Source organism: uncultured Psychroserpens sp., from assembly GCF_947503375.1.
GTDB lineage: Bacteria > Bacteroidota > Bacteroidia > Flavobacteriales > Flavobacteriaceae > Psychroserpens.
Window position 1 is genome coordinate 81,347 of sequence record NZ_CANNDQ010000005.1, and the last position, 14,064, is coordinate 95,410.

At 33.0% G+C, this 14,064-nt stretch carries 11 protein-coding genes; 9 read left to right on the plus strand and 2 right to left on the minus strand.

Translation table 11 applies throughout. From position 1 onward, the window contains the following. Positions 1 to 4 precede the first annotated feature (4 nt). From Q0876_RS09755 to rlmN, 6 genes are all read left to right on the plus strand, one after another. Positions 5 to 2,020: a transglutaminase domain-containing protein gene (locus tag Q0876_RS09755; protein ID WP_299226975.1), complete on the plus strand. Its 2,016-nt coding sequence runs from the start codon at positions 5 to 7 to the stop codon at positions 2,018 to 2,020. 38 nt (positions 2,021 to 2,058) lie between these two features. Continuing rightward, positions 2,059 to 3,978 carry a DUF3857 domain-containing protein gene (locus Q0876_RS09760; RefSeq protein ID WP_299226977.1) on the plus strand — a complete coding sequence of 640 codons (1,920 nt, stop codon included), beginning with the start codon at positions 2,059 to 2,061 and terminating at the stop codon, positions 3,976 to 3,978. 2 nt (positions 3,979 to 3,980) lie between these two features. Beyond that, the gene (locus tag Q0876_RS09765; protein ID WP_299226980.1) at positions 3,981 to 4,307 is read left to right on the plus strand and encodes a nucleotide pyrophosphohydrolase; all 327 of its coding nucleotides are present in this window, start codon (positions 3,981 to 3,983) and stop codon (positions 4,305 to 4,307) included. Between the two features lie 26 nt (positions 4,308 to 4,333). Then, on the plus strand, positions 4,334 to 5,560 hold the full coding sequence (locus Q0876_RS09770) for a 3-phosphoshikimate 1-carboxyvinyltransferase (RefSeq protein ID WP_299226983.1): 1,227 nt from the start codon (positions 4,334 to 4,336) through the stop codon (positions 5,558 to 5,560). 70 nt (positions 5,561 to 5,630) lie between these two features. After that, positions 5,631 to 6,680 carry a tRNA preQ1(34) S-adenosylmethionine ribosyltransferase-isomerase QueA gene (gene queA, locus Q0876_RS09775; RefSeq protein WP_299226986.1) on the plus strand — a complete coding sequence of 350 codons (1,050 nt, stop codon included), beginning with the start codon at positions 5,631 to 5,633 and terminating at the stop codon, positions 6,678 to 6,680. Between the two features lie 116 nt (positions 6,681 to 6,796). Then, complete coding sequence (gene rlmN, locus Q0876_RS09780) at positions 6,797 to 7,837, plus strand: 23S rRNA (adenine(2503)-C(2))-methyltransferase RlmN (RefSeq protein WP_299226989.1); 1,041 nt, start codon at positions 6,797 to 6,799, stop codon at positions 7,835 to 7,837. 35 nt (positions 7,838 to 7,872) lie between these two features. Here rlmN and Q0876_RS09785 read toward each other — a convergent pair whose 3' ends face one another. Continuing rightward, positions 7,873 to 8,694, minus strand: coding sequence for a T9SS type A sorting domain-containing protein (locus tag Q0876_RS09785; protein WP_299226992.1), 822 nt, complete (start codon positions 8,692 to 8,694; stop codon positions 7,873 to 7,875). A 98-nt stretch (positions 8,695 to 8,792) separates the two neighbouring features. On the opposite strand from Q0876_RS09785, the gene Q0876_RS09790 reads away from it, so the two are divergent. Continuing rightward, positions 8,793 to 8,942, plus strand: coding sequence for a hypothetical protein (locus Q0876_RS09790; RefSeq protein ID WP_299226995.1), 150 nt, complete (start codon positions 8,793 to 8,795; stop codon positions 8,940 to 8,942). After that, positions 8,929 to 11,553: an alkaline phosphatase family protein gene (locus Q0876_RS09795; RefSeq protein WP_299226998.1), complete on the plus strand. Its 2,625-nt coding sequence runs from the start codon at positions 8,929 to 8,931 to the stop codon at positions 11,551 to 11,553. Before Q0876_RS09790 ends, Q0876_RS09795 begins: the two co-directional genes overlap by 14 nt. 31 nt (positions 11,554 to 11,584) lie before the next feature. On the opposite strand, the gene Q0876_RS09800 is transcribed toward Q0876_RS09795, so the two are convergent. Continuing rightward, positions 11,585 to 12,838: a T9SS type A sorting domain-containing protein gene (locus tag Q0876_RS09800; RefSeq protein WP_299227001.1), complete on the minus strand. Its 1,254-nt coding sequence runs from the start codon at positions 12,836 to 12,838 to the stop codon at positions 11,585 to 11,587. 158 nt (positions 12,839 to 12,996) lie between these two features. On the opposite strand from Q0876_RS09800, the gene Q0876_RS09805 reads away from it, so the two are divergent. After that, on the plus strand, positions 12,997 to 13,974 hold the full coding sequence (locus Q0876_RS09805; protein WP_299227004.1) for a polyprenyl synthetase family protein: 978 nt from the start codon (positions 12,997 to 12,999) through the stop codon (positions 13,972 to 13,974). The last annotated feature ends 90 nt before the right edge of the window (positions 13,975 to 14,064 follow it).

Sequence of the window (14,064 nt, forward strand, 5' to 3'; positions counted from 1 at the left end):
AAAGATGAAAAACATTATTTGCAGCATTGTACTTTTAATAAGTATTAACTCATTTTCTCAAAACTTCAAGTTTGGGAAAGTAAATGAAGAAGAGCTTAAAGAAAAGTTGCACCCTATAGATTCTTCGGCAAATGCTGCGTATTTATATAAATACAGGAGAACATATTTTACTTATAATGAAAATGATGGTTTTGTTTTGGTAACAGATATACACGATCGTATCAAAATTTATAACCAAGAAGGGTTTGATTATGCTACTAAAACAATAAATAGATTTGTTGATGGCGGTACCAAAGAAACTATTGTAGGTCTTAAAGCGTATACGTATAATTTGGTTAATGGTAAGGTAGATGATATTAAACTTAAAAGCTCAGGTGTTTTTGAGAATGAAATATCGAAATACACAAAACAAACCAAATTTACCATGCCAGATGTAAAAGAAGGTTGTGTGATTGAATATAAATATGAATTAAGGTCGCCATTTGTATATAATATTGACGAGTTTGAGTTACAAGCTGAAATACCAATCAAAAAATTAGTGGCTTTATTTGAAGCTCCAGAATATTATAATTATAAGTCTAATATCAAAGGCTATTTAAAAGCTATTCCAACTAAAGAGAGCAGATCGGCTTCGATAAGCTTTACTAATAAAACAAGAACTGATGGAGGAGGAGGATTGTATCCTACCACTACACAATTTAGCCAAAGCAAGGTTGATTATCAGGTAAATATTTCAAAATATGATTTAAACAACATACCAGCGCTTAATGATGAGCCTTACGTTAACAATATTAACAATTACAGATCTGCTGTTAAATATGAGCTATCATACAGAAAGCTTCCTAATACTACATTAAAATATTACACTACTAGCTGGGAAGATGTGATCACAACCATATACAGAAGCGAAAACTTTGGAGGTCAGCTCAATAAATTAAACTATTTTAAAGATGATATTGATGCGATGTTATCTGGAGTTACAGATCCTGTTCAGAAAGCAAGTATGATTTACAACCATGTTAAGCAAAATGTGAAATGGAACGGATATTATGGGAAATATACTGAAGTGGGCGTTAAGAAAGCTTATAAGGATCATGTTGGTAACGTAGCTGAGATCAATCTCATGCTAACAGCCATGTTGAGATATGCTGGTTTAAATGCTAATCCTGTTTTGGTGAGTACCCGAAATAATGGTGTCCCTTTATTTCCTACTAGAGAAGGCTATAACTATGTTATTAGTGCTATTGAATTGCCAGATGCTGTGATCTTACTTGATGCCACCTCAAAATATAGCTCTTTTAATTTGTTGCCTTATAGAACATTAAATTGGAAAGGAAGAATTATTAGAGAAAACGAAAGCACAACGACTGTGAATCTATACCCAAGAATTAAGGCTAAGACGACGACCTTCATGAATGCAACTCTTAGTGAAGATGGAGAGATTACTGGAAAGATTAGGAATATGAAAACCAATCATGATGCTATGAGTTTTAGAGAAGCCTACATTAATCGAAATTTAGATGAATACATTGAAGATTTAGAAAATAGATATGGCGGAATTGAAATTTCAGAGTTTCAAGTAACTAATGATTTAGACTTGTCAAAACCTGTGATGGTTAATTATAATTTTGAAGCTGAAGAGCAATTTGAAAGCATTGGAGATAAATTATTCATTTCACCAATGTTTTTCTTTACAATAGATGAAAACCCATTTAAGCTCGAGTCTCGAGAATTTCCTGTAGATTTTGGTTACCCATCAAGTTCAAAGTACAGTATTAATATTGCTATACCTGAAGGGTATAAAGTTGAAAGTATCCCTGAAAAAGTAGCCATACAGCTACCTGATAATTTAGGCGCATTCAAATATAATATTATAGCTAATGAAACAACGATACAATTAGTAGTAGATGTAGATATCAATACATCTGTTATTGCGCCTAACTATTACAAGTCTTTGAAAGAATATTTTAAATTACTTGTTGAGAAAGAAAAAGAAAAAGTAGTGTTAACAAAAGCGTAAATTAATTATAGGGATCAAGGTTGTACATTTCAAAATAGATGGATACTAATAAAACAGTAATGAGAAGAGGAATTTACTTAATTATAATTTTAATTAGCTTAAGCACTTATTCGCAAAACTTCGAGTTTGGTAAAGTAAGTAAAGAAGAACTTGTTGAAAAGTTTAACCCAAAAGATTCCTCTGCTAATGCTACTTATTTACTTAAATTTAGAAGAACCTTCAAAGAAGAAACAGAAGTCTTTGAGCGCATAAAAATATATAATAAAGAAGGATTTGATTATGCAACAAAGGTTATTAAACTATATAGAAATGGAAAAGATAAAGAAAAACTGAAAGGTTTTGAAGCCTATACACACAATCTAGTTGATGGTGAAATAAAACGAACTAAGTTAAATGATTCTGGGATTTTTGAAACAGAACTTTCTGAACGCATTACCGAAACAAAAGTGACATTGCCAGACATTAAAGAAGGTTGTGTTATTGAGTATCAATATCTTATTAATTCCCCTTTCGTTGCCGATGAATTTGTTTTACAAAAAGAAGTACCAATAAAGCATCTAAAAGTAAAATTTGAAGCTCCAAGATATTACAAGTACAAACTGAATCTTAAAGGTTATATAGATATAAATCCAACTACAATTGTTCGTAAAGATTACTCAGAAGATGTTTTAATAACAACAATTACTTTAAATAATGTGCCTGCATTAAAAGATGAGCCTTATGTTAATAATATAGATAATTATCGTGCTTCTGCCGAATTTGAGCTTTCTTCAATAGAATATAATGGGCAAAAGCAAAATTTTTCTAAAACTTGGTTTGATGTTGTTAAAAATATTTATGCAAGTGAAAACTTTGGAGAAGAACTTAAAAAAAATAATTACTTCAAAAGTAATCTTAAAACCTTATTATTAAATGTAGAAGATCCAACAGAAAAAGCCAAACTTATATTTAGTCATGTCAAATCTCATATGAAATGGAATGGATATGTGGGTAAATTTACCGATCAAGGAGTGAAAAATGCTTACAAAGTACGTGTTGGTAATGCAGCCGAAATTAATTTAATGCTTACAGCCATGTTAAGGGATGCAGGTTTAAACGCTAATCCTGTTTTGGTTAGTACAAGAAATAATGGTATCCCTATAGCTGCCACTAGACATGGCTATAATTATGTGATTTGTATTATTGAATCGCCAAGTGGTAATATATTACTTGATGCTACTTCAAAGTATAGTACTTTCAATATTTTACCCTTTAGGGCCTTAAATTGGGAAGGAAGGATTATACGAGAACAAGGGAGTGCTACCACAACTAACTTATATCCTAAAGTCAAAGCTAAGACAACGGTTTTTATGAATGTCAAACTTAAAGAAGATGGAAGTGTTACAGGGAAGATTAGAAACATGAAAACCAATCATAACGCTATGAATTTCAGAGAAGCATATATTAACCGAAACCAAGACAATTATCTTGAAAGTATGGAAAACAGGTATGGAGGCATAGAAGTTTCAGATTTTAAAGTCACTAATGATTTAGACCTATCAAAACCGGTGATAACAAATTATAATTTCGAAGCTGAAGAGCAATTTGAAAGTATTGGGGATAAACTTTACGTTTCACCAATGTTCTTTTTCGCTTCTGAAGAAAATCCTTTCAAATCTGAAACTAGAGAGTTTCCTGTAGATTTTGGATACCCTTCTGGCTCTAAGTATAGTATCAATATAGCAATTCCTGAAGGTTACAAAGTTGAAAGTGTTCCTGAAGTTTTAGAATTGAAGTTGCCTGATGGTTTAGGAACTTTTAAGTATAATATCACAACTAATGATACCAACATACAGCTGTCTGTCGATTCTTACATAAATGCAGCAATTATTGCGCCTAGTTACTACAAATCTTTAAAAGAATATTTTAAATTACTTATTGAAAAAGAAAAAGAAAAAGTAGTTTTGACAAAAATATAATGATGGATATAAAAAAGGCACAAAAAGTCGTTGATGATTGGATAAAGGCACATGGTGTTCGTTATTTCAATGAACTAACAAACATGGCACAACTTACTGAAGAAGTTGGAGAAGTTGCTCGTATTATTGCCCGTCGTTATGGTGAGCAAAGTGAAAAAGAAAGTGACAAAAGTAAAGACCTTGGTGAAGAGCTTGCTGATGTGTTATTTGTAGTCTTATGTTTGGCTAATCAAACAGGAACAGATCTACAAGACGCCTTTGATAAAAAAATGGATGTTAAGACCCAAAGGGATCATGATAGGCATCACAATAACAAGAAGTTAAAATAGCATTCCTAAGGATAAGGAATTTTAATATGGATATCAAACTTCAAAAATCTTTACTTAAAAGTCATGATATAGCAATTACTATTACTGGTTCAAAAAGCGAATCTAACAGACTGTTGCTCTTGCAAGCTTTATATCCTGAAATTAAGATTAAAAATCTTTCAAATTCAGATGATACAAAAGTCATGCAGCACGCATTACAAACAAATGAAAACTTAATTGATGTTCATCATGCAGGCACAGCAATGCGCTTTTTAACAGCATACTTTGCAATTCAAAACAATAGGGAGATAATCTTGACAGGTTCTTCACGTATGAAACAAAGACCTATCAAGGTTCTAGTAGATGCACTTAATACTATAGGAGCTAATATTTTATATCTCGAAAATGCCGATTGCCCACCACTAAAGATCAATGGAGGCATACTCACAAAAAATAGAATAACTCTAAAAGCAAATGTAAGTAGTCAATATATTTCAGCATTATTACTCATTGCACCACAACTTAAAAATGGCTTACAGTTAATATTAGAAGGCAACATCACATCTGTACCTTATATAAAAATGACATTGAACTTATTAGAGCAAATTGGTGTAAATACAACGTTTAAAGAACAGGTAATTACTGTAGAACCTAAACAAAAAATGGAAACATTTCAAGTATTTACTGTAGAGTCAGATTGGTCATCTGCATCTTATTTTTATAGTTTAGTTGCCCTAAGTCCGCCTGAAACACAAATCACACTTTCTTCTTACAAAAAGGATAGTTTGCAAGGAGATTCGATTCTGGCAGATATTTATAAAGATTTTGGCGTTGCTACCTCATTTAGTGATGCCTCTATAACCTTAAAAAAGAAGGCTCAAGATTTGACGCCTAAAGCATATAACCTTATCAATTCACCAGATATTGCTCAAACTATTGTTGTAACTTGTCTTGGATTAGGAGTTGAGTGTCAACTTTCTGGCTTACACACGTTAAAAATTAAAGAAACTGATCGCTTAGTAGCTTTAAAGACTGAAATTGAAAAATTAGGCGGACAAATACACGTTACCAATCAAATGTTACATTTACAACCAAATCAGGTATTAAATAAAAATATAGCAATAGACACCTATAATGACCACAGAATGGCAATGGCCTTTGCTCCATTGGCCTTGAAAACACCATTACAAATTAATGACGCTAACGTGGTTTCTAAATCTTATCCTGCTTATTGGGATGATCTAAAAAAACTTGGATTTAAAATTTCTAAATAAAATACAGCCATTTACTTGACAACGCCTACTTTGAGATTGTATATTTGCAACTTCAAAAAATATAATATATATGAAATTATCACACTTCAATTTTAAACTTCCAGAAGAATTATTAGCAGACCGACCATCAGATATAAGAGATGAGGCTAGATTAATGGTTTTGGATAGAAAGAATCAAACTATAGAACATAAGCTTTTTAAAGACCTTATTGATTATTTTGATGAAGGCGATGTGATGATTTTAAATAATACTAAAGTTTTTCCTGCTCGCTTGTATGGCAATAAGGAAAAAACTGGTGCTAGAATTGAGGTGTTCTTACTCAGAGAATTAAATGAAGAGCAACGCCTTTGGGATGTTTTAGTTGATCCAGCTAGAAAAATAAGAATAGGAAATAAACTATACTTTGGTGATGATGATACATTGGTAGCTGAAGTTATTGACAACACAACATCTAGAGGAAGGACATTACGTTTTCTATATGATGGTTCGTACAGAGAGTTTAGACGTAAGTTAACAGAACTTGGTGAAACACCATTGCCAAAATACATCAAAAGAGATGTTGAGCCAGAAGATGAAGAGCGCTATCAAACTATTTTTGCAAAGAAAGAAGGTGCTGTAGCTGCTCCAACAGCTGGCTTACACTTTTCTAAACATTTACTTAAACGTTTAGAGATTAAAGGCGTTCACTTGCCAGAGGTCACGCTTCATGTAGGTTTAGGGACTTTCAATCCGGTAGAGGTTGAAGATTTATCTAAACACAAAATGGATAGCGAAGAGATCGAAATATTAAAAGGCGCTGCAGATGTTATTAATAATGGTATAAAAAACAAAAAAAGGGTTTGTGCCATTGGAACAACATCTATGAGAACTATTGAGAGCTCTGTGTCTTCAAATGGAACGTTGAACGAATTCTCAGGATGGACTAATAAATTCATTTTCCCTCCATACGATTTTAGTATAGCCAATAGTATGGTAACTAATTTTCACACGCCAAAATCTACACTGCTTATGATGGTTTCCGCTTTTGCTGGTCATGATTTTATTAAAGAAGCATATGAAGAAGCAGTTAAAGAACAATATAGATTCTATACTTATGGTGATGCAATGTTAATCATATAATCGCCAAAATTATAATGAAGTAATTAAAGCCTTGTCAGTTATGATAAGGCTTTAATTTTTAAGAGGTTTTGATATAGTTCACCAATCAAATCCTTTGCCTATTTTTGCAAAGTAAAATGAAAACAAAAAAGAAAGACATACGAGCATTAACTAAAGAACAATTGAGAGATTTCTTTGTTAAGCAAGGTGATAAAGCCTTTAGAGGAAATCAGGTTTATGAATGGCTTTGGAATAAAAGTACTCATAGTTTTGATGATATGACCAACATATCTCTTGAAACTAGAGAACTGCTTCAAAATAACTTTGTGATTAATCACATTAAAGTTGATCAGTTGCAGCGTAGTTCTGACGGAACTATAAAAAATGCTGTTCGTTTGCATGATGATTTAATTGTTGAATCTGTATTAATTCCAGCAAAAAATAGAACTACAGCTTGCGTGTCTAGTCAAGTAGGATGTAGTTTAGATTGTCGATTTTGTGCCACTGCACGATTGAAAAGAATGCGAAATCTTAACCCTGATGAAATATATGATCAAGTTGTTGCTATAGATAGAGAAAGCAGATTATATCATGATAGGCCGTTAACGAATATTGTATTCATGGGTATGGGAGAACCACTTATGAATTATAATAATGTACGTAAAGCAATAGATAAAATAACATCTCCTGAAGGCTTAGGGATGTCTCCAAAACGTATCGTAGTATCGACGTCTGGCGTGCCAAAGATGATTAAAAAAATGGCAGATGATGAGGTAAAGTTTAAATTAGCTGTTTCGTTGCATTCAGCCATAGACGAGATTCGTACCTCAATTATGCCTTTCAATGCTACATTTCCGTTAAGCGACCTTAGAGAAGCACTAGAGTATTGGTATGCTAAAACCAAAAATAGAATCACATATGAATATGTAGTTTGGGATGGCATCAATGACACAAAAAAAGATGTCGAAGCTTTGATAGAATTTTGCAAGTTTGCACCTAGTAAAGTGAATTTAATTGAATATAATCCTATTGATGATGGCGAATTTCAACAAGCTAGCAATAAAGCTATAGAGATGTATGTTTCTATGTTAGAGTCTAATAATATCACAGTAACTGTAAGGCGATCTCGTGGTAAAGATATAGATGCTGCTTGCGGTCAATTGGCTAATAAGTCATAAAAAAAGCGTCACAATTGTAACGCTTTAATAAAATATTATAAAACAACTTTTTTTCTAATTACACCTTTAGAATTCGCATCTGAAATTTCAATGATGTAAACTCCAGTTGTTAGGTTATTACCTTCAATTACATAACTGCTTCCATTAGTAGAGCCACTTAATACAGATTTGCCAGACATATCAAGTAGTCTATACGCTGTTGCTTCAGGTATGTTGTATAGTCCGATACTTTTATTTAATGATACAATCTTTATCCTGTCAGCAGAAAACTCTTCAACACTTAAAGAGGTTTGACCAGCATTAATAGCTTCCCCTGGAGTTGAATTGTAAGCAAAATCCTTTAAGGTCATACTGTCTCCAGAAGCACTTACATCTAGTCGAGCCCAACCATAATGAGTATCAAGTCCAATATTAAATCGCAAGCCTAAATATTTGTCAGTCACACCACACCAGTTACTACCACCAATACCATTGTAACAACTAGTATAATTTAATGTTCCTACAGCACCACTACCATACCATGTAGTTTGTCCTGAACTTATTGGGTCTCCAGCATTTAATGCAAAAGGATATAAATAAGTACCAGCGGAACCTAGCCAAGAATCTGTAGGATTAATACCATTAAAACCAACAGCTGGAGCATCGATTGTCCCTATACCAAAATCGTCAGTGCCATCATTGTTTAGATCGATAAATGTAGCAGATGCAGCATTACCTTCAGTTATGTCAGGATCAACATCTGTGTAGATAATTTGACCACTAGCCTCCGAAACACCAGCTAAAGCAACTGACAATGCGCTATATTGTAAGAGCTTTTGGGTTAATTTATTTGAATGATTGCGAGTAGTTTTTTTCATGATTAATTAGGTTTTGATTCTAAACTTTTGTTGTTTTATGACAACAAATAACTACTAAACTTAGTGAAAGTTATAATCATTTGCAAGTTTTTACTAATATGGACCATTCAGATAAGAAAAATAACAATTATGTAATAGATAGTTTAGGGTCTTTAGGACTTTTAGCCTTTGGAGATATAGGTTTGCGTGAATGGAGAAAGTTTAAAAATAAAAATAATGCTGCAAAAAAGATAGATGAAGAAGAATAAAGTGTTGTTAATAGGCTGGGACGCAGCAGACTGGAAATTAATATGGCCATTGATTGCCAAAGGAGAGATGCCAGCACTTAAGAAACTCATAAGCAATGGCGTATATGGTAACATGAGTACGATGAATCCTCCATACTCACCTATGCTGTGGTCATCTGTCGCCACTGGTAAGACACCAGATAAGCATGGTGTTCTAGGTTTTATCGAATTAAAGCCTAACCTACAAGGAATACAACCAGTTACTACTAATTCAAGAAAATCAAGAGCGCTTTGGAACATTCTACACAATCAAGGATATAAAAGTAATTTGGTAGGATGGTGGCCTAGTTTTCCTGCAGAACCAATAAATGGTGTTGTAGTTTCTGATAAATTCCAAAAAGTAAATAAAGATCCTAACAAAAAAAGCCCAATATTAAAAGGAACAATTCACCCTGAATCTTTTGTTGAAAAACTTCATGATCTAAGAATGTTTCCTTATGAGGTTACTGAAGCACATATTTTGCCTTGTATTCCAAAAGCAAGAGAAATAGACCAAGATAAAGATAATGGACTCAATACATTCGCTAAGATCCTTTCAGAGAACACATCTGTACATGCTGCTGCAACAAATCTAATTAGAACTACTAATTGGGATTTCATGGCTGTTTATTATGATTTAATAGATCATTTCTGTCACGCTTTTATGAAATTCCATCCACCCAAACAAAACTCTGTTTCACAACATAAGTTTGATATCTATAAGGATGCTGTGGTGAGTGCTTATAAAATTCAAGATATGATGCTTGAACGCACAATGGATTTAGTAGATGATGATACAACTATAATACTTATGTCTGATCATGGTTTTGAGTCTGCTAAAAAGCGAATTTCGAAAATGCCAAAATATCCAGCTGCTCCTGCTCTAGAACATAGACAGTTTGGGATTTTTGTTGCTTCTGGACCTAATATAAAAAAAAATCAAAAAGTATTTGGTTTGGGATTAATAGATATTGCGCCTACTATTTTACATATGTTCAATTTACCTATTGGTAACGATATGGATGGAAAGGTAGCATTAGATATTTTTAAAAGCACACAATTGCCAACATATATTGATAGCTGGGAGACTGTTAAAGGTGATTTTGCAGAACTTGAAAATGATATTAATAGTAATGATTTATTAAGCGATCGAGAAACCATGCAGCAATTGGTAGATCTTGGTTATATAGACAAACCAGATGAGGACATTGAAATAGCGATTTTGAAAACTCAATGTGAGCTAAAGCATAATTTGGCAAGGGTTTATTTAGGTAAAAAGGATTATAACACTTCAAATAAACTTCTACTAGAGTTAATTGAGACAGATTACCCAACCTATCAAAAACATGATGTTGAAGGCAAGAATAAAAAGAGATCAATAATACAAGGTATTAAAGAAGGAGACTCTGTAGTTGATGTGATTCCATTTTATATGGATTTGCTCACTATCAGTTTAATTCAAAATAAGTTTGATAAAGCTGAACATTATTTAAGTAAGTTAAGAATTTTAGATAAAAAATTCGAATTGAATACTTATTTTTCTGAAGCTAAGATTCTAGTGGCTAAAGGGAAGGTTAACCAAGCATTGAATTTGCTCCAGAAGGCAAAAGATAAAAGACCAAATGGAGATGTTTGGTATCAGATAGGAAAAATCTATGTTCAATTGAACGATTATGAAAAAGCAAAAGAAGCATTTGAAAACGCTATAGACTTTGAAGTAGATAGGGCAAAATATCACCAAGCATTAGCAACAGTTCTATTGCGTTTAGATGATTTTGAAACAGCAGCAGAACATGCGCTTACAGCTATTGAATTGGTTAAATATTTTCCTGAAGCGCACTATGCTTTAGGAGAGGCTTTAGAGAAGCTAGGAGATCTTGATAATGCTAAGCTTGCTTATGAAATGGCATCAAAATTAAAGCCTAAAGAACATGTTAGAGCTAAAGCTGCAATTGATAACCTAGATGAAAAACGGTTAGAGTCATCACTAATAAGCCAAAAGCCAAATTACAAGCATAGAAAAGATCAAATAGTAATCGTCTCAGGGTTGCCACGTTCTGGAACCTCATTAATGATGCAAATGCTTCACAAGGGAGGTTTAGAAGTTCTTACAGATGAGAATAGAAAACCAGATGCGTCTAATCCAAAAGGATATTTTGAATATGACCCTGTGATGTCTATACACAAAGATAACTCCTGGTTGGAGTTGGCTAAAAATAAAACAGTAAAAGTCGTAGCACCATTATTAAAATTCCTTGATCCACAGTATAGATATAAAGTAGTATTTATGAATAGAGACCTAACAGAACTAGTTAAGTCACAACAAAAAATGATAGGAAAATCTCCTGATGAATTACCATTAAAACTTTTTGAAGCTTACAAGAAACAGCTTAATCAGATACGTATATGGGAGAATAAAGAACCTAATGTAGAACTCATTTATATAAACTACAAAGATGTACTAAATGATACAAACCTTATAATAGATAAAGTGATGTCATTTATTTGTCGTCCATTAGATAAGGATAAAATGAAATCATGTATTGATAAGTCGTTATATAGAAACCAGAATATAAAAAAAGAGCTACCATAAAGTAGCTCTTTTATATTTGTGAGAATTTTGTTTATTGCTTCAAAATCTTAATGGTTTGTGTCTTACCTTGTATAGTAACCTTAGCTAAATATACACCATCTTGTAACTCAGCCATCCCAACAACTTCAGTGTTTTGAGATAATTGCTTATTAATTACTTGTTGTCCAAGAATGTTATATAATTCAATATTATCTAAAGGTAAACTTGATGAGTTAAGCGTTAAATCATCAGTATCTTTATTATACGAATGTGTAAATGTGTTAGCATCAAATTCATTTACACTTAAAGCAGCGTCAACTTCTACACTAAAAAGAAATAATATACCACTCGATAATACTGGAGTTGTAGCATGAATACCAACATAAAAATCGCCATCAGCCATTGGTGTATAAGTTGCTGTGTCTGTGTAAGCTTGTGATATTGGGTCATTTCCCATTGTATCTCCAAAAGTACCAACTGCAGTTATATTAGAGTAAGATCCTATAACTGATTGACTAGCAGCAGTTGACGAAGGAGCGTCTAAAATAACAATGTCAAAAGATTCATTAGCTGGGACTGGATTATCAAGCGCGTTATAGTTAACAGTAACTGAATATTCAGTACCATTAACGCCATTAAATACAGGCAAGAATAACCAATCATCTTTTGTTACTGTTGGATTTGGAGGGAAAATAAGCCCAACACTATCGTTAGTGCCATCTCCATCTAAATCATTGCCATTATTAAGTCCCCAAGCAGCACCATCGGCATCAACATTTTCAATAGTGTAGCAGGCAATTAAAGTATTAATGTCTCCAAAACTATAAGAATACGGAAGGTTCGTAGAGCAATCAACAGGAGTTTCTGTGAGTTCAAAATCAAAACCTCCAGCATCCCAACGATCATCAAATGCAAAAATATATGTTGTTCCGTTTGTTACTGGAAATGTTGCATTAGAGAGATAGTTCATGTTTGCTACATCTACATCATCACTTCCAGCGATACACGTAAGGGCACCACAAGCACCTTCATAAACATGTAATCTGGTATCACCACCTGCATTGGCAGGTAAGTTAGTGTTAATATTAACAACACCATCTGTAGTTGCAGTGAACGAAAACCATTCACCAGCACTTCTAGCGCCACCAGCATTGGCAGCACACTCTGGTAATGGTATATCTGTACCATCAACAGCAGCAACTGTTGTAGTACCTGCTGTTACTGCCAAAGCAGTAGCGCAAGTGTCTTGAGCATTACTTATTGTAAATGCTAAAAAAGTAAAAAATAATAAAGTAATTTTTTTCATAAGATTATGTTTTATAATTGATTCTAAAAATAAATATACAAAAAAATCAATGCGATACTCTGTTTATTAGCGTAATCTTAATAATAAATCTGAGTCTTAAGTAAGGCAAGTCTAAGTTAATTAGTAATTTTGTCTTTAGAAAAAATGCAGAGTTTTCCTTGAAAATAACCGAACAAATAAAACAGCCAATAGCTTACGAGATGGAGCTTTTTGAACAAAAGTTCTTACTTTCAATGTCGAGTAAAGTGGCACTATTAAATAGAATTACACATTACATCGTTAACCGCAAAGGAAAGCAGATGCGGCCTATGTTTGTTTTTTTAGTCGCAAAAATGGTTGCTAATGGACAAGTTAGTGAGCGTACATATCGAGGCGCTTCAGTTATTGAGTTGATTCATACCGCAACATTAGTGCATGATGATGTGGTTGATGATAGTAATCGAAGACGAGGCTTTTTCTCTATCAATGCACTTTGGAAAAATAAAATAGCCGTACTTATTGGCGACTATCTCTTATCAAAAGGCTTACTCTTATCAATAGATAATAACGATTTTGATCTTCTGAAAATTATTTCCGTATCGGTTAAGGAAATGAGTGAAGGGGAACTGCTTCAAATCGAAAAGGCTAGACAACTCGATATTACTGAAACGATATATTATGATATTATTCGTCAAAAAACAGCAACACTCATTGCTGCTTGTTGTAGTCTTGGAGCTGCTTCAGTGAAACCAAACACATCTGAAGTAGAAACAATGCGTAAATTTGGTGAGCTCATCGGTATGGCATTTCAAATTAAAGATGATTTATTTGATTATGGCGATGAAGCTATAGGTAAGCCAACAGGGATTGACATAAAAGAACAAAAAATGACCTTGCCACTCATTTATGCACTTAATAACTGTAGCAAAAAAGAAAAATATTGGCTCATCAACTCAATAAAAAACCATAATAAAGATAAAAAAAGAGTAAAAGAAGTTATTGCTTTTGTAAAGCAGAATAATGGACTGGATTATGCCATAACAAAAATGAAGTCGTTTCAAGAAGAGGCGCTTCAAATTTTAAGCACATATCCAAGATCTGAATATCGAGATGCTCTAGAACTTATGGTGAACTATGTTATTGATAGAAAAAAATAACTAGTTTACTTTCAGTTGATTACTGTGGTTTTTGCAAAAAAAAAGATCATCAGGCAACCTTTTTCATCATACCTGCGTCTTTATAAATAG